At 64.9% G+C, this 17,115-nt stretch carries 15 protein-coding genes; 12 read left to right on the top strand and 3 right to left on the bottom strand.

All coding sequences use genetic code 11. From position 1 onward, the window contains the following. Positions 1–10: 10 nt before the first annotated feature. Positions 11–418: a helix-turn-helix transcriptional regulator gene (locus AAF481_18880; protein ID MEM7483236.1), complete on the bottom strand. Its 408-nt coding sequence runs from the start codon at positions 416–418 to the stop codon at positions 11–13. Positions 419–576: 158 nt separating this feature from the next. Between AAF481_18880 and AAF481_18875 the strand changes: the two genes are divergently transcribed. Further along, the gene (locus AAF481_18875; GenBank protein MEM7483235.1) at positions 577–1,029 is read left to right on the top strand and encodes a hypothetical protein; all 453 of its coding nucleotides are present in this window, start codon (positions 577–579) and stop codon (positions 1,027–1,029) included. Between the two features lie 10 nt (positions 1,030–1,039). Continuing rightward, on the top strand, positions 1,040–1,786 hold the full coding sequence (locus tag AAF481_18870; GenBank protein MEM7483234.1) for a hypothetical protein: 747 nt from the start codon (positions 1,040–1,042) through the stop codon (positions 1,784–1,786). Positions 1,787–2,470: 684 nt separating this feature from the next. On the opposite strand, the gene AAF481_18865 is transcribed toward AAF481_18870, so the two are convergent. Further along, positions 2,471–4,003: a R3H domain-containing nucleic acid-binding protein gene (locus tag AAF481_18865; GenBank protein ID MEM7483233.1), complete on the bottom strand. Its 1,533-nt coding sequence runs from the start codon at positions 4,001–4,003 to the stop codon at positions 2,471–2,473. A 495-nt stretch (positions 4,004–4,498) separates the two neighbouring features. On the opposite strand from AAF481_18865, the gene AAF481_18860 reads away from it, so the two are divergent. The 6 genes from AAF481_18860 (at position 4,499) to AAF481_18835 (ending at position 9,679) form a co-directional block, all read left to right on the top strand. Further along, on the top strand, positions 4,499–5,134 hold the full coding sequence (locus tag AAF481_18860) for a cytochrome c3 family protein (protein ID MEM7483232.1): 636 nt from the start codon (positions 4,499–4,501) through the stop codon (positions 5,132–5,134). Beyond that, complete coding sequence (locus tag AAF481_18855; protein MEM7483231.1) at positions 5,131–5,985, top strand: DUF3365 domain-containing protein; 855 nt, start codon at positions 5,131–5,133, stop codon at positions 5,983–5,985. The genes AAF481_18860 and AAF481_18855 overlap by 4 nt, the downstream gene beginning before the upstream one ends. Further along, positions 5,982–6,461, top strand: a complete 480-nt coding sequence (locus AAF481_18850; protein MEM7483230.1) for a hypothetical protein — start codon at positions 5,982–5,984, stop codon at positions 6,459–6,461. The genes AAF481_18855 and AAF481_18850 overlap by 4 nt, the downstream gene beginning before the upstream one ends. 159 nt (positions 6,462–6,620) lie before the next feature. Then, the gene (locus AAF481_18845; protein ID MEM7483229.1) at positions 6,621–7,604 is read left to right on the top strand and encodes a DUF1684 domain-containing protein; all 984 of its coding nucleotides are present in this window, start codon (positions 6,621–6,623) and stop codon (positions 7,602–7,604) included. Next, complete coding sequence (gene pepE, locus AAF481_18840; protein MEM7483228.1) at positions 7,601–8,302, top strand: dipeptidase PepE; 702 nt, start codon at positions 7,601–7,603, stop codon at positions 8,300–8,302. Before AAF481_18845 ends, pepE begins: the two co-directional genes overlap by 4 nt. Before the next feature lie 21 nt (positions 8,303–8,323). After that, on the top strand, positions 8,324–9,679 hold the full coding sequence (locus AAF481_18835; GenBank protein MEM7483227.1) for a hypothetical protein: 1,356 nt from the start codon (positions 8,324–8,326) through the stop codon (positions 9,677–9,679). Here the strand turns inward: AAF481_18835 and AAF481_18830 are convergent. Then, a complete protein-coding gene (locus AAF481_18830; GenBank protein MEM7483226.1) occupies positions 9,648–10,004 on the bottom strand; it encodes a 2Fe-2S iron-sulfur cluster-binding protein in 357 nt (118 codons plus the stop codon). The genes AAF481_18835 and AAF481_18830 overlap by 32 nt on opposite strands. A 194-nt stretch (positions 10,005–10,198) precedes the next feature. Between AAF481_18830 and AAF481_18825 the strand changes: the two genes are divergently transcribed. The 4 genes from AAF481_18825 (at position 10,199) to AAF481_18810 (ending at position 17,071) form a co-directional block, all read left to right on the top strand. Continuing rightward, positions 10,199–10,570: a hypothetical protein gene (locus AAF481_18825; protein ID MEM7483225.1), complete on the top strand. Its 372-nt coding sequence runs from the start codon at positions 10,199–10,201 to the stop codon at positions 10,568–10,570. 409 nt (positions 10,571–10,979) lie between these two features. Then, positions 10,980–13,244, top strand: coding sequence for a TonB-dependent receptor (locus tag AAF481_18820; GenBank protein ID MEM7483224.1), 2,265 nt, complete (start codon positions 10,980–10,982; stop codon positions 13,242–13,244). A gap of 11 nt (positions 13,245–13,255) precedes the next feature. Beyond that, positions 13,256–14,440, top strand: coding sequence for an FAD/NAD(P)-binding protein (locus AAF481_18815; GenBank protein MEM7483223.1), 1,185 nt, complete (start codon positions 13,256–13,258; stop codon positions 14,438–14,440). Positions 14,441–14,605: 165 nt separating this feature from the next. Further along, positions 14,606–17,071, top strand: coding sequence for a fused MFS/spermidine synthase (locus AAF481_18810; protein ID MEM7483222.1), 2,466 nt, complete (start codon positions 14,606–14,608; stop codon positions 17,069–17,071). The last annotated feature ends 44 nt before the right edge of the window (positions 17,072–17,115 follow it).

Genomic DNA, 17,115 nt, shown 5'->3' with positions numbered 1-17,115 from the left:
GTCCATCGCTCTAGCCCGCGGCCTTGGATTTCGGGAGGGCTGACACCTTGCCCGCGATGCGATTGATCTCCTGCAGCGCATCGGCGAGGGCTGCGGTGCTGGCGTTGGCGACTCGCTGAACGTCTCGCCTCAGTTCATCCGCGATGGCCTCATTTCCTCCCTCCGGAATCTGCCACTCGTCCATCAGGTGAGCGCGAGCCTCCGGCTGTCGGCCGGCGTACTTCATGGCCACCGCCAGATCCAACAGGTCGGCATCGAGCACTTCGAGCAGCCGCAGCAGCGAGGGAATCGAGGGTAGGCCGTTCCCCTGTTCGATTCGGCTGAGGGAACCCGAGGCCATCTCCGCCTTTCGGGAGACCTCCCGCTGGGTCATGCCGGTTTTCCTGCGCAGGTGGACCAATGCCTCGTGGATGTTCATAGCCTCCGGATTGTACTTCTGGATCAGCGTTTTTTCAATCCTAGGAGCCGGTACAGTGATATGCGCCCCTTGACATCATCAGTTTGATGATTTAAAAACATCGAGCTACCCATCGCTTGCTTGAGAGTCATCCACTGCTGACTTCATCTAGAGGCCGTATGGACTACCGAGTCGTTCTTGTCTTCTTCGTCCTTGTTTTCTCCACCTTCGACGCTTCCGGCCAGGAAGCTTCTCCGGTCCCCTCGCTGGAAATCACTCGCTCCGATACCGGGGTGACGGTCACCGGCGTCACTCCCGGCGCGGAGCTGGCCCTTCTCGGAGTGGGCCGCTCGAGTTCCGGCTTCGGTCCGGTGCTGGAGACCTGGCCGGAGCCGTTGGCGGACGACGACGGTGCCGAACCAGGAACGTCGATGCAACGACCGCCGAGTCAGGAAGCTCTGAGTGGCGGTTTCTTGTCCTTCTCTGAGGCGGGTGCAGAACGGATCTCGGACCTCTTGGATGAGGAAGAAGAGGCTCTGGATCAGGACTCTCACGAAAGTGCAACCGGAAATCCTGTGGACTGTACTCGGGGAACCGTTGGAGGCGGGAGGGGAGCGAACGACTGTGGCTAGTAGACGAGCCTTGCGCGTGCTGAGCGGCTGGGCCGCTGTGGTCATGGCGGTTCTGGGAGTCTGGTGGGTCTGCAGAGCAGCTAGAATTTTCGGGGTTGAGACCATTCGCACTCCAACAGACTCGGCAGAGGTCCATTGGCGTTGGGGTGCTGTTCGCAAGGTACTCATAGATCTCGACCAAGACGGCACCTTTGACTTGGAAGGGCACTTTGAAGATTGGACGGGTGGTTTCTCCCCCGACGAACAGTTTGACTATGCCTTCGCCTCTTCTAGGTGCGACGGGGAGTTCGACACCAAGATGGTCTACGATCCACAAGAAAGCCTCTACGGACCGCCCGGAACCTATGAGGCGATCTACTTTGACTCGAATGGCGACGGGGTGAGTGAGCAGCACTCCCCGGCGGAAGGACTGCGATGGATGGCTGAGAGGTGCCAGCTTTGGACCGATCACCTAGATCAGTACTTGCACCATGCGGCCCCAGATCCTACATCCTCGGTGCCAGATGAGGTGAGCCCGTCGGTCTCCCGTGGCAAAGTGCTGTGGGCCGATAGACCGAAGCGGCATGAACTGCCGAGAAAGAAGACCGTCCATGTTCTTTTTTGGCTTCGACCTGCATACCAAGACCAGCGAGGTGTGCAAGATTTCCCGCAAGGGCAGGATCCTCCAGAAGATTTCGATCTCGAGGACGCCCGCGGGGCTGGGTCGTACCTTCCGGAGACGAGCGCGCTTTCGTATCGTGACGGAAGTGGGTGGTGAGACTCGCCAGATCTCCCATCCCCCCATCTCCCCAGCCTAGGTGCCCCCGAGCCTAGGTGCCCCCCGATTGTCTGCGGAGTTTGGATCGCATCCCCGACTCGGTGCCGGTTCCACAGATGCCAGGCGAGTGTCAAGCCTCCGCGTGACAATGACTTGAGGGCCGAGAGCCGGGATCGGTAGCGTCGAGCCCGGCAGGGCCTTCGAGTCGATGACCTCAGAATGCGGCTCGAGAGCCCCAACCTCTCGGCAAGCTTGGTTCGGTCGGTGACCGCGGCTACCCGGCGCTCGGTTTTCGAGCCCGTGCTCCCGGCGACCTGACTTTCTCTCTCCCTACGCCGGCAGAGCCTATTCCAGCGGACTGGGTACCGGTCTGCGACTAGGGGGCGGGAGCTGTCGAGGGCTACCCTCGCTCTACCATTCCTGCATTCACTGTCTTATTCACGGCACGGCACGCACTTTATCTATTAGAGGAGAAAAGGCGCTCAAGCTGGAGATCCATGGTTCGGGTCTCGCCGGGAAGAGTTGGACGGGGAAGGAGAGTACTCCCGGTCGAACGACGGCGCCTTCGTGGAGGCGGAAGAAGAACCCCATTCTCCTCTGGTCCTTTTGCTGCTTTGGAGGTCTATCGCCGGCGCGGAATAGAGCTTGCCCAACAAGGATTCCATGAGCCGATTGTCGACTGCTTCATCCGACTCCATCCGCTTCCGGCGCTGCGGCCGAAGGAACCGGAAACACCACCACCCGCCGGAACGGTTCGACGCCCCGGCTCTCGGATCGCAGTTGCCCTTCGCCGACCCGCTCGTGCTGCAGGCGCCGCAGTGCGCCGGAGCGCGGCGGCAACTCGACCGGCTTGCCTCCCGCCAGAACCTGCTGGACGGCATCTTCGGCTTCTTGGACCGCCTCGCTCCGGCCGTCCGCGGCCGGGTCGTCGGCAAACGAACGCCGGAGGAACTTTTCCATTTGCGGCAGGGTGTTGCTGCGCAGGGCGACCAGGCCGACGCCGCGGTGCTCGGCCTCGCGGAGGCGCCGAGGCCGCCGTTTTTCCTGCGCTTTGGTGGTGAGGATGACGTCCGCCATGGACGGTTGATCGACGATGTGGGCGGGAACGCCGAGCTTGCGGATGGAACGGTCGAGGCGGCCGCGATCGACGGCGTAGGGAAAGATCCTCAAGCGCCGACGGACCGACGCGAGGGCCGGTTCCGGAGCCGGCGGTGGCGCTTCGATCTCGATCCGTCCCTCTCGCCGCAGGCGCTTCTCCGGCCGGGCTTCGGTGCCGCGCAGGATGGCGTCGACCACTTCCGAAACCTGGTGATGCACCGCCAGCTCGTCCCGGCCGAGGATCTCGACGACGACGTCGAAGGTCGGCGGCGCTTTGCGTTCGAGGACGGTTTTCTGGGTCCGTCGCCGCCGGGCCTCTTCGTCCGACAAGGTGACCGCTTGGATGCCGCCGACGAGGTCGCTCAAGGGCGGATTCTGGAGCAGATTCTCGAGGGTGTTGCCGTGTGCCGTGGCGATCAACTGCACCCCCCGTTCGGCGATGGTGCGGGCAGCGAGGGCCTCGGCGCCGGTCCCGATCTCGTCGATCACGATGACTTCGGGCATGTGGTTCTCGACCGCTTCGATCATCACCGCCGCCTGTTGTTCCGGCGACGGCACCTGCATGCGCCGCGCGCCGCCGATGCCCGGGTGGGGGATGTCCCCGTCGCCGGCGATCTCGTTCGAGGTGTCGACGATCACCACCCGCTTGTCGGCGCCGTCGGCGAGCAGGCGTGCGGCTTCCCGGAGCAAGGTGGTCTTGCCCACGCCGGGTCGACCCAGGAGCAGGAGCGAGCGCCCGTCTTCGATCACATCGCGCAGGATGTCGGCAGTGCCGAAGACGGCGCGCCCTATTCGGCAGGTGAGCCCGACGATGCCGCCGGCCCGATTGCGGATCGCCGACAGGCGGTGGAGGGTGCGCTCGATACCGGCGCGGTTGTCCTGGCCGAAACGGCCGACGTTTTCGATCACCCCTTCGATGTCCGCGCGATCGATGGGCTGCGGGTCGAGAACCGATTGGCGATCGGAATAGCGGGCGATCGCCGGTCGACCGAGGTCGAGGACGATCTCCAGCAGTCCTTGCCGGTCGTCGTCCCCGGTGAGAGCTTTCCGCACCCGCGGCGGCAACACCTGGAGCAGCAGCGAGAGATCGTCGGGGGTGGTGATGGGGGGTGTCTTCAAGGGAGCGCTCGCGGGTCTTTCAAGGATTTCCAGATCTCCGGGCCGGTGGAATCCAGGATGAAGAGCATTCTAGCTGTGCGCAGCTCGTCGCAGCACATCGACGGGGCTCGGCGCGTCGATCCATCGGCCTCGGAGACAGCGAACCCAATTCAAGAGCTCCCTAAAGAATTTTGGAGATCTCATCATCAACAACGGAGGGTCTTGCTGCGAAGAGCATCCTAGGGGACGCGATGGGAGGGCTTTCCAGAGAGTCCGGGCCGTGGTGGTTCGCGACGTCTTTGGTCGGAAGAAAAAATCTGAATCCGGTAATTATGTGCTCAACTTGACGAAAAAATACATTAGAGATAGAACTGAAAGATACGTTGTGAATCGAGGTTTTTGGGGCGCACCTTGCAAGGTGCGGTCGATCCAGCGGAGGGATTGATGACCCGGAGAAAGAACGCCCGTCGTCGACAGAGGCTCGGCATTTGGTCAGGCGCTATGGGGGGCGCCGTCGTGGCTCTGGTCTTGTTCGCGCCGGGGAGCGAAACGTTCCACGCTCTCGGGCCGATGAATACCGGTCATGCGGAGGTGCAGTGCAGCGCCTGCCACCGCCAGGCACCGGGTACCTTTCGCCAGCAGGTGCAGGCCAATGCGCGCTATGCCTTCGGTCTGCGACCGGAACCTGCCGACTTCGGCCTGGCGGACGTCAGCGACGCCGCGTGTCTCGATTGCCACGAGCGTCCCAACGACCGCCACCCGACCTTCCGTTTCCTTGAACCACGATTCGCCAAGGCGCGGGAGAATCTTCAGCCGCAGACCTGTATGGGCTGTCATCTGGAGCATGCCGGCGAGCGGATCACCGTGAAGGCGGACTACTGTTCTGAGTGCCACGGTGATCTTGAGCTGAAGGTGGATCCTGTCGATACGCCGCACCACGAGCTGGTGGCGACGGCGAGCTGGAATACCTGCCTTGGCTGCCACGACTTCCACGGCAACCATTTGTGGAAAGCGCCGACGCGGATGGCCGACCGGCTGGATCCGGCCGTCATCGAAGAGTACTTCCGGGGCGGACCGTCACCCTATTCCGACGAGAAGGAATTCCGCGCCACCCGCACGACCCTCGCGCAGATCCAGGGAAGGGCTCAATGAAGCCCTTTACTTTGATCGCTCTGCTGCTGGTGGCTCTGATCGTCTACCTCTTCGTCAGCGCTCCGGCGCCGCTTGCCGTTGACGCCGCCGCTTCTGGGCGGATGCTGTCGATAGAGGAGGTGCTGCGTATTTGCGCGGCGGAGAACGCTCAGGTTCGGCGTTTGTATACCCAGGAGATCGTCGGCGCCGGTCAAGCCGTCGGTTTGGCTTTCGATGAAGACTGGAAGCAGCCGGCGGTCCAGGCCGGCCCCTTGCCGGCGCTTTTTCTGCGCTCGGCGGCGGTGAGCCTCGAGAAGAACCCGGTGCGCCTGGGGCTGTTCCTCGGCTCGGATTTCCCCATTAGCCAGTCCAATCTCTTCCAGGGCGAGCAGCTCGCAGAGTTCGAGGGCATCCGGGCGGACCAAGATCCTCGCTTCTTCGTGACCCCTGACACTGGGCTCCAAACGGCGATGTTCGCGGATTTGGCCGTCGCCGAGCCCTGTGTGACCTGCCACAACGAGCATCCCGACAGCCCGAAGACAGACTGGCGGCTAGGCGACGTGATGGGGGCGACCACGTGGACCTTCCCGTCCGACCAGGTGCCCTACGACGAGATGTTCGACATCCTCGCCGCTCTGCGCAAGAGCTTCCGCGATGCTTACGCCGGCTACCTCGAGGAGACCGAAACCTTCGATCGCCGGCCGGAGATCGGCGAGCGCTGGCCGCGGGACGGCTACTTCTTGCCGAGCGTCGAGGTGTTCATGGCGGAGGTAGAACGGCGCACCGCGACGGAATCCCTCTCTCGCTTGCTGGCCGCCGCCGAGGGGGGCTTTCAGAATAAAGGTAATGCAGCGATCGAGCCCGCCGGATGATCCGCCGCGAACGCCGGCGGGCAGCTCTCGGAATCTTTCTCCTCTCCGTCTACCTCGTGCAGGCGATTCTTGGCTGGGAATGGTCCTGGCTGGCCGGTAAGCAGCTCGACGAGTCGTTCAAACGGTGGACCGGCTGCCTGCTCCTCGCCTACCTGCTGCACCAGTGGTGGCTCACTGTCGGCCGCGCCATGGGCTGGGCGCGCGCCGCCAAGAAGAGCTACCGCCTCCACAAGAACCTGGGCTTGGTGGCGCCGGTTTTCTTCTACTTCCACTCAATGCGCCTGGGCTACGGCTACTTGCTCCTGCTGAGCAGCGTGTACCTTGGCAATCTCCTGGTTGGATATCTCCATCCCGTATCGATCGGCTTCAAGCCGAAGATGCTGTCCTTTCCCTGGATGGTCGTCCACGTGGCGCTGGCGGTGTTGACGATGCTGGTGGTGGCCTACCACACCTGGTTCGTTCTCTACTACGAGTAGCAGCCTCGGGAATCCACACCCCGGAACGTGCGTTCGGCGATCTCCTTTGAGAAGATGAGCCGATGAGGGTTCCGGATTGCGGAACCCTCATCTCGACCTCTCCGGAGCCATGGTTTGGCGTCCGGAGGCCATGGGTTCTCTTCCTTCGAGGCGCCATCTATGACCATTCGAGTCCAGCGTCCCCGTAGTCTTCGGTCCCTTCCATGCCTTTTTCTCTGTGGCGCCTTGCTGCCGTGGGCGGTTCTGGCCGGCTGTGCCTCCGAATCCGCTCCCTCGGCGGAGGAGATGGCCGCCCATCGCGAGGAGGTCGAAGCCTGGCGCAGCGAGCGACTGGAGCGCCTTCGAGCGGAAGAAGGTTGGCTGACCCTGGTCGGTTTGGACTGGCTCAGCGAGGGGGCGAACGCCGTCGGTTCGGATCCGGGCGCCACGGTGGTCTTGCCGGCTGGCAAGGCACCGGAGCGGTTGGGGGTGATCCATCGCAATGCCGAAGGGCTACGCTTCGAGGCGGCGGCGGACCTGCCGGATGCCGGTGAGGGCTTGGTGGTGGGGGAGGAGCCGTTGGCCGCGGGTGAGAGCCGCGTGCTCCAGTCGGACGCTTCCGGCGAGGCCACGACCATCGCCTGGGGCGATCTCTCCTTTTTCCCCATCGAGCGGGGCGACCGCGTCGGGATGAGGATCAAAGACCGCCAGAGCGCCACCCGCCTCGATTTTCCGGGGATCGAGATCTACCCGGTGTCCTTCGACTGGCGGCTTGCTGCGAGCTTCGAGGCGCACGATCCGCCCCGCACCCTTCCCATCGTCAATGTTCTTGGACAGGTCGAGGACACGCCGAGCGCCGGGGCGATCGTATTCGAGCACGCAGGCCAGACACATCGCCTCGACGTGATGGGGGATTTCGAAGGCGGCGAGGCCTTCGTGGTGTTCGGTGATGCGACGAACGGCGACACCACCTACGGCGGCGGCCGTTTCCTCTACGCTCCGGCGCCCGACGAGGAGGGGCGCCTGGTGCTCGACTTCAACCGCGCCTACAACCCTCCCTGCGCCTTTACGGCGTTCTCGACCTGTCCCCTGCCGCCGGCCCAGAACAAGCTGCCGGTCGCGGTGACCGCCGGTGAGAAGCGATTCGCGGAGCCAAAGGCATGAAGCATCTGCGGCTGATCAGCAACTCGACCTGCTGGGGGCACGGTTACCTAGAGCACTGCGAGAGCGCCCTCGAGGAGGTGTTCGACGGTGGTCAGCGGATTCTCTTCATTCCCTTCGCCCTGGCTGATCGCGACGGCTATGAGGACAAGGCCAGGGAGCGCTTTGCGGAATTCGGCTTCGAACTCGAGTCGCTGCACCGGGCAGCGGATCCGGTGGCGGCGGTCGAGCGGGCGGAAGGCATCTTCGTTGGCGGTGGCAACACTTTCCGACTGCTCAAGTCGCTCTACTCCCGGGGTGTGCTCGACCCCATTCGGCGGCGGGTGGCCGCCGGCATGCCCTATGCCAGCACCAGCGCCGGATCGAATGTCGCCTGCGTCTCGATCCGCACCACCAACGACATGCCCATCGTCGAGCCAGAGAGCTTCGAGGCCTTGGGGTTGGTGCCCTTCAATATCAATCCCCACTACCTGGACCCGGATCCTGATTCCAGGCACCAGGGCGAAACCCGGGAAGAGCGAATTCGCGAGTTCCACGAAGAGAACGAGCCCTGGGTGGTGGGGCTGCGGGAAGGCGCCTGGCTCAAGGTGGAGGGCGAGTCCGTCACCCTCGAAGGCGTCATCGGAGCCCGCCTCTTCGGCCGCGGCCGGGAGCCGCGGGAGCTGGAAGTGGGCGAGTCTCTGGATTTCCTGCTCGACTGAGACACATCTTTGGGACAGATCTTGCGAAAACTCTTCCTGAGCGCCGTTCTCGGCGTGCTGCTGCTGCTCTTTCTGGAGATCGTCTCCTTCGGCCTGTTCTGGTGGCGCGAAGGGGAGGCCTTCCGCTGGTCGCGCACCGCATCCCAGCGGGCGGAAGTCGGCCGGGTGCCTCAGGCAGAGGATGCGCCGCCGCCGGCCATCGAGGAGGAGATCCAGGCGTTCAAGGACGAAGTGGTGCAGCCGTTCTTGGGCTTCGTGATCGATCCCGGCAGCAACGTCGACCGCGACGGTCAGCACCTGATCATCAGCCCGGAGGGGTTTTTCCGCCGGCGCAATCCCTTTCCGCAGCCGTCCGACGATCCACTGCACATCGGGGTGTTGGGTGGCTCGGTGGCCTTCATCTTCGCTTTTCGCGGTGGCGAAGTGCTGGTCGACAATCTGCTCGAGCGCCCAGAGCTGGCCGCGCGCGGCGTGGTGGTGGATAGCTGGGGCCTCGGAGGGTACAAACAGCCGCAGCAGTTGATGACCCTCAACTGGGTGCTGGCCCGCGGCTACCCCCTCGATGTGGTGATCAACCTCGACGGCTTCAACGACATCGCCCTGGCGCAGACGGAGAATCGCTACCGCAAAGTGTCCCCTTTCTATCCGCGGAGCTGGAATGTGCGGGTGGAGGGCCTGCCGACCGGCGAGGCGGCGGCGCTGGTCGGCCGCGCAGCCTACGAGCAGGAGCGCCGTCGCGCACTCGCGCGGTCCTTTTCGCAAGCGCCCTGGCGGTGGAGTGTGACGGCCAATCTGGTCTGGCGGTCGCTCGACGCGCGGGCCGTGGAGTCCATCGCCGAGGCGCAGGTGGCGGCCGCCGCGGCGCCGGCGGCGGACGGCGAAGGGAATGCCGGCGACTTTGTAGCCCGCGGACCTGCCTACACCTACCGCAAGGGCGATCAACCGAAGGTGGCGGAAGAACTGGTGGCCTTCTGGGAGCGCTCGTCGCGCCTGATGGCCGGCCTATGCGACTCCCAGGGCATTCCCTACTTCCACTTTCTTCAACCCAATCAATATCCGGAGGGGGCCAAGCCGCTGTCTTCCGAAGAGCGCCGGGTGGCCTATTCCGAGAATCGTCCCTACCGGGCGGTGGTGCAGGGCGGCTATCAGATGCTGCGCGATGCCGGCGCTCGTCTGGCGGCGGACGGTATCGCCTTTCACGACCTGTCGATGCTCTTCGCCGACGTCCGCGAAACCCTCTACATCGACGACTGTTGCCACCTGAACCAGCGCGGCAACGAGCTGATGGCCGCGGCGATCGTGGAGATCTTGATGCGCGAGCTACCTGAGAAAACGCTGTCGGAGACTACTCGGACCGCCACTCCGGCGGAGGAGTGATCTCCGGCTCCGGCGCGGTGCCCGGCCTAACCCAAGCCTGCTCCGACACGCGCATCAACACTTCGAGCTTCATGTCCTGCCCGACCAGGCACTGACAGGCCAGACGCACCTCGCCGAGCAGCTCGGTGGCTGCGAGCTTCTTGTGCTCCGCCTCGGTCATCGCCGTCGGTTCGCCGAACTCGAATCGCACCCGACAGGTGGTGCAGCCGCCGTAGCCGCCGCAGCGGTAGCTGATGTCCTCGCCGTGGTCGGCGAGGGCGTTGACCAATCGGGTTCCCTCGGCCACTTCGAAGGTTCCCCCTCGCACCACCTCGACTTTCGGCATCGTTTCGCTCCTCGAATCTCGTCGTTGTTCGGACTGCTGAGCGATGGCAGATTAGCAGGTTCCAAAGGACCAACAGCGTTGTTTCCGCCGTCGGAGAGGTTGTCCCACGCTCCAAGAGTTCGGCACACCGGGCCTTGCCCCTAGGGTGGGCCGGTTTGCCAAGGTAGACATACCTGAGTTAGTCTCCAGCTCCTATGGGCGTCCTTCGACTCCACCGAGCTGCCCTTGCCGCGCTGCAGCTCGCCGCGCTGGTCTTCATCAGCCTGGTACCGCATGGCCATGACTGCGAGCCTCTCTCCGAGGCGCGCGGTCACACCGACCTGTCGGCCGAACCGGCTGGGAACCAACAGGCCATTGCCGCGACCCACGTCGAAGAAGCGACGTTGTTCGAGTCCTCGCCCTGCCTCGCCTGCCTCCACCAGCAGCGCCAACGTGGGGCGGAATCGCATGCGATAGCTCTTGGAGGCGTCGGACCGGATTCCTCGAGTGTCGAACTCGAACACGGTGAGCCGGTCGTATCCGGTGCCTCCCGCCTGCCGGCCTCGCGCGCACCGCCGCGCGCCTAGGTCACCTCTGATCGAAACAGCTTAGTCGGCTGCTGGCCGGCCTGCTCCTCCCCCTGACCGGCGAGGCTGTCCGGCCACCGGCGGGCCGTCTGTGCCTCGATGACGCCATTGCAGACGCTACGGCGTCTACCGCGTCACAGACGAGTCGCACCCCCGGCGCATCGGCACTCGGATGCGGCGAAGCCAGCGGGTTTCGAAGCAGGATGACCGTGATCCCGAAAAACTGACCAGCAGAACGCTCCGAGAACTCGGAGAAGTACGACTCGGCTCGCGGATGACCGCGTCGCCGAGCGAGTCTTCAACTTCAGGTAGAGGAGTCAGGTTTATGTCTTCGTATGTTTCGTTCAGACGAACGTTTTCGATTGTGTTCGGGAGCGCGCTTTGCTGCTTCCTTCTCTCTTCAATCCTTGTGGCGCAGGAGACCGGCGGAATCCGCGGTCGGATCGCAACGACCGACGGCCAGCCGGTCACCGACGCGACCGTGACGGTGGTGGGTACGCGGGTGCGTGCGCAGGTCGACGGTGAAGGACGGTTCACTCTGCCTTCGATCACCGCGGGAGAGGCGCTTCTGGATGTGACGAGCGTCCGCCACGCGGGCACCGTGGAGCGAGTCGCCGTGGTGGCCGGTGAGACGACGCAGGTCGACATCGTCATCGTGAGCCGCGTTCACTCGGAGAAGATCGTGGTCACCGCCAGTCCGCGGGCTCACGGCGAGCTCGATCTCGCCACCCTGGTGAACGTCCTGGAAGGCCGGAACCTCGCCGTGCGGATCGAGCCGACGCTCGGTGAGTCGCTGAGGCACGAAGCGGGAATCAGTTCGACCTATTTCGGTCCCGGCGCCAGCCGGCCCCTCATTCGCGGTCTTGGCGGCGATCGGATCAAGGTGATGGAGAACGGCATCGACGTGCTCGACGCCTCATCGGCGAGTCCCGATCATGCGGTGGCCGCGGATCCCATCGCCGCCGAGCGCATCGAGGTTGTGCGAGGCCCCGCGACTCTGCTCTATGGCAGCAACGCCATCGGAGGCGTCGTCAACTTGCTGGACCAGCGGATCCCGCACTTCGCTCGAACGCAGAATTTTTCCGGAACCGTCGACGTTCGCGCCGGCTCCGCCGCCGACGAGCGTGCCGCGGCCTTCGATCTCGACGGCGGTGGAGACCGGTGGGCCTGGAATCTCTTCCTCCAGTCTCGCCAGACGGACGACTACGAGATCCCGGGGCGCGCCAGCATCGACGAGCACGAGGAGGACGAGCACGAAGAAGAGGGGCACGCAGAAGAAGAGGAGATCGAGGGAGTCCTCCCCAATAGCGACATCGACAACATGAGCGGTGGCGTCGGGGCGAGCTACTTCTTCGGTGACCGCGGATTCGTGGGTGTCTCGGTGCGGGGCTTCGACACCGAGTACGGCCTGCCCGGCGGCCACGGCCACGAGGAAGAGGGGGAGCACGGAGAGGAAGAGCACAAAGAGGAGGAGCACGGCGAGGAAGACGGGCACGGTGAGGGGGACGTCCGCATCGACATGCAGCAGCGTCGCTATGACTTCGAGGGCGGCATCTCGCAGCCCTTCGGCGTTTTCGAGAAGGCGGACTTCCGCGTCGGAATCATCGACTATGAGCATGTCGAAGGCGAAGGGTCCGAAGAGGGCACGGCCTTTCTCAACGATGCCTGGGAGGCGCGAGCGGAGTTCGTACAGAAGCGGCGTGGCTCGCTCTCGGGATCCATCGGAGTCCAGCTCCGCAACCGCGACTTCGTGGTCGTCGGCGAGGAGGCGTTCGTGCCGCCGGCCGAGACCGAGAGTCTCGGGCTCTTTACCTTCCAGGAAGTGGTTCGCGGTCCGCTGAGCTACCAGTTCGGGGCGCGTTACGAGAACCAGCAAACCAGCGTGCAAAGCGACGGCCTTCCGGACCGGGATTTCGACGCTTTCTCGGCCTCCCTTGGGGTCGTCTGGCGAGCGTCCCGAAATTATTCGCTCGGAGCTTCGTTGGCTCGCTCGGTCAAGCTGCCGACCAGCGAGGAGCTCTACTCGGAAGGTCCGCATTTCGCCGTCTCGGCTTTCGAGATCGGCGACCCGGGACTCGACGAGGAGTCGGCCCTCGGTCTCGATCTCACCCTGCGCAAGGTCGAGGGGAGGGTGACCGGCTCCCTCAACCTGTTCCGCAATGACTTCTCCGATTACATCTTCCAACGCTTCACGGGGGAGGAGGAAGACGGCCTACCGGTGGTCCAGTACTCGGCGGCCGACGCCGAATTCTGGGGGGCCGAAGTCGAAGCCTCGATCCTGCTCGGCGAGACCACCCATTCCAACTGGGGGATGGATCTACTCTGGGACACGGTGCGGGCCGAATTCGCCGACGGCGGCGACCTTCCGCGCATTCCACCGCAGCGCTTCGGAGTGGGCTTCCACTACCGCAGCGATCGCCTGGGTGCCGCGGCCGAGGCACGGTTCGTGGACGACCAGGACCGTATCGCCGAGAACGAGACGCCGACCGAGGGCTACACAATGGTCAACGCCAACGTGAGCTACCGCTTCTTCTTCGAGAAGTACTTCCTCGACTTGATTCTGCGGGGCACCAACCTCATGGATGAAGACGCTCGGCTGCACACGTCGTTCGTCAAGAACGACGTGCCGCTGCCCGGACGCAACATCAGCCTGGTTGCGCGATTGGGTTTCTAGGAACGTCTCGCATGCAGCCGGATTGGCTCATCATCGGCGGTGGGATTCATGGCGTTCATCTTGCCGCTCGTCTGCTGGGAGAAGCGGGTGTTTCGCCTGACCGACTGCGTATTGTGGACCCGGGCGATCGATTGCTGGCGCGCTGGCACACCTGCACCGCGATCACCGGGATGCGCCACCTGCGTTCGCCCTCGGTCCACCACCTCGACCTCGACCCCTGGTCGCTTCAGCGCTTCGCCGGCAAGCGCAAGAGTCGAGAAGTCGGTCTCTTCGCGCCTCCCTACGAACGGCCTGCCCTCTCTCTGTTCAATGCCCACGGCGATCGGGTGATCGAGGCATTCGGGCTCTCGGACCTCCACATCAAGGACCGGGTCAGCGCGTGTTCCATCGAACGGAGTGGGGTCGGTGTCCAGCTTGCGAACGGGCGCGAGATCGTAGCGCGCAACGTCGTGCTAGCGATCGGCGCCAGCGAGCAGCCCGCCTGGCCGAGATGGGCGCCGCGGGGCGACCCTCGGGTTCACCACGTCTTCGAGCCCGGGTTCGAGGGTTGGCCGTCGACGCGCGAGACCGTCGCGGTGGTCGGTGGTGGCATTTCGGCGGGTCAGGTGGCTCTCCGCCTTCTGAAGGAGGGCCACCGGGTGCGGATCGTCGCACGCCACGGCCTGCGTCAGCACCAGTTCGACAGCAATCCGGGCTGGCTCGGTCCGAAGTTGATGCCGCGCTTCAGCTACGACCGGGACTATGTTCGTCGCCGGACCCTCATCGCCGAGGCGCGCCACACGGGCTCCGTGCCTCCGGATGTTCGAAGCGCTCTGCGCCGAGCGATCTCAGGCGACCGGCTGCGGTGGCACGAGGGGGAGGTGGAATCGCTGCGCCAGCGGAGCTGGGGGCACCGGCGCGGTGGCCTCGAACTGCGGCTGACGGCCGGGGTCGCGCTGGATTCGGAGCGCGTGCTGCTCGCCACCGGGTTCGCCTCGCGCCGGCCCGGCGGAGCGATGGTCGATGAGATGATCGCCTCGGCCTCGCTGCCGTGTGCGCCCTGCGGCTACCCGATCGTAGACTCCACGCTTTGCTGGCATCGGCGTGTGTACGTCACGGGTCCTCTCGCCGAGCTGGAGTTGGGGCCCGCGTCGCGGAACATCGCCGGGGCGAGACGAGCCGGCAACCGGCTGGTCGACGCGGCGAGAGCGGCATGATGACTTCGCCTGAAACCGTGGCACCATAGCGTGATGTCAGGGGCTACCGCACAGGGATCGCCGCCGAACCGCGGGGCCGCTCGCCCAGTGCGGCCACCCCTGCGCCTACTGCTTTGCCTGCTCTTCGTCTCCGGCTTTGCCAGCCTCGTTTACCAGGTCCTCTGGATGCGAGAGCTGACACTGCTCTTCGGGAATTCCGCCCACGCGACCGCCGGCGCGTTGGCCGTTTTCTTTGCCGGCCTGGCGATCGGCGGGGCGGTGTGGAGTCGCCGCGCTCCGCGCGTCCGCCGGCCGCTGGTCGAGTACGGCTTGCTCGAGATCGGCGTCGGCGTGTCGGGTGGCCTCTACTTCGGCTTGATGGCCGTCTACGCGGCCAGCTATTCGCCCCTCTACGAAGCGCTCGGTGAACGGCCTGCGATCTTGCTCGCGGCCAAGCTGATCCTGGTGGCGGGCGTCCTCTTGCCGCCCGCGATTCTGATGGGCGGCACCCTGCCGCTGATGTCCCAATACGTCGTAGATGCAACGAAGTCGCTGGGCCGAACGGGCACTCTGCTCTACGGGTTCAACACCCTGGGTGCTGCCGCCGGTGCTCTCGCTGCTGGTTTTTGGCTCCCGGCGTGGATCGGTTTTCGTAGCGCCTACCTCGTGGCGGTGGTCGCGTCGATGCTTATTGGCGGCGTCGCCTGGTGGGTCGGGACGCGCACGAGCCGCGCAGGCCAGGCTGTTCCCTCCCGGAGGCAGGGGGCCTCTTCGTCCGCTGGGGCGCCCGGCGTGAGTCGGGGTCTCGCCGAGTCGCTGGCGAAACCGAAGCTGGTGGTCGCCGCCGTGGCCTCCGGCACGCTCGCCTTGGGGCTGGAGGTCCTCTGGACGCGCATGTTCCAGCAGGTCCTTCAGAACTCGGTCTACACCTTCTCGATCATCCTGGTCACCTTCCTCGCCGCTCTGTCGGCGGGTGCCTTCGTTGCCCGCCGGCTGGCGCAGGCTTCATTCCATCCCTGGAGCGTGCTCGCATTCTTGATCTCGATGGCAGGGCTGGGCGCCCTGGTGACCCCGTTTCTCTTCTACGAGCTCACCGACGGTATGCGCTACCTGGGCGCCGGTGAGCCGTGGACCCACTATCTCGTTTCGGTCTTCAGCGGGGCGGCGCTGGTGCTCTTTCTGCCCGGCGTGGCGATCGGTACGGTGTTTCCCTACCTGCTCCGCGTCACCGAACGCAGCGGCGAGCCGGGACGGGTGGTCGGACGACTCTCGGCCATGAACACCGCCGGCGCGATTCTCGGCGCCCTCGTGGCGGGCTTCGTGATGCTGGGTACCCTCGGCCTGTGGGCCAGTATCCTCCTCGTCGCCGTCCTGTACTTCGCGCTCGCCGCCTGGGTGGCGGTGGGAACCTCACGACTGCCGGTGCTTCTGCCGCTCACGGGACTCGTCGTCGCGTTCACGGTGGCCAACCCTTCGGAACTGCCGGGAGTTCGTCTGAACGCCGACTCCGAGCGCCTGTTGGCTTCCTGGGAGGGCCCCGATGGATTCGTCGCGGTGATCGAGCGCAACGGATTGCGGCGCATCAAGATCAACAACTTCTACGCGCTCGGCAGCTCCTCCGCGATCGAGCACGAGCAGAATCAGACGTTGATCCCGCTGATGCCGCACCCTTCGCCCGAGAGGATCTTCTATCTCGGCATGGGCACCGGAATCACCGCCGGCGCTGCCCTGCGGTTTCCGAGCCGGCAAGTGACGGTCACGGAACTCGTGCCGGAGGTGGTCACCGCCGCCGCGAAATACTTCAACGAGGAGGCCTCTGGGCTGTTCACCGATCCGCGCGCCCGCGTTCTGGTTCGGGACGGCCGCAACGAACTCCGCGGCCGCCAGGCAAGATACGACGCGATCATTGCCGATCTTTTCATTCCGTGGAGAGCCGGTGTCGGCCATCTCTACAGTCGTGACCACTACGCGACGGCACGGACCCGGCTGGCGGCGGGCGGCGTGTACGTTCAGTGGATCCCCCTGTACCAGGTGACGAACACCGAATTTTGGACCATCGTCCGTACCTTCATGGAGGTCTTCCCTCAGGTTCACGTGTGGCGTGGAGACTTCCACGCCGACAAGCCGATCCTCGCGCTGGTCGGCTCGGTCGAAGCCGCGCCCCTGGAGCCGGCCGTGATCGTCAAGAACGGCCGCCACCTGAGAGGGGACTCCTCCCTCGATCCGACCGTCTTCCTGGCGGTGACGCTGCCGTTCTACGCGGGCAATCTGGGCGAGAGCCGGGAGATCGTTCCGGACGGACCGATCCACACCGATAACCGTCCGGTGATCGACTACCAGGCCCCGATCAGCCATCGCAACGCCCGTGCCGGCCGAGTCGAGTGGTTCACCGGCCTCGAGCTGGTCGAGTTCCTGGACCGTCTCCACGCCGCGACGCCGCCGGAGGCCGATCCGTACCTCGGTCGACTCGACTCCGCCGCGCGCGGCTTCGTCTCGGCCGGACTCAGCTATCACACCGGCGCGATTCTCCACCGCCTCGGCCGGCGTGACGAAGCCGAGCGCCACTACCGTGACTCCATCGCCCGAATGCCGATCAGGGTCGAGTTCGAAACCACCGGTGGAGGATCGTCGGAAGTCGAAGAGACGAACTGAGCGGTCGGCCACTCGCCAGGTCCCGCGTTGACAGGTCCATCTCT

Source organism: Acidobacteriota bacterium (genome assembly GCA_039030395.1).
Taxonomy (GTDB): domain Bacteria; phylum Acidobacteriota; class Thermoanaerobaculia; order Multivoradales; family JBCCEF01; genus JBCCEF01.
This window is presented reverse-complemented; position numbering and strand designations above follow the sequence as displayed.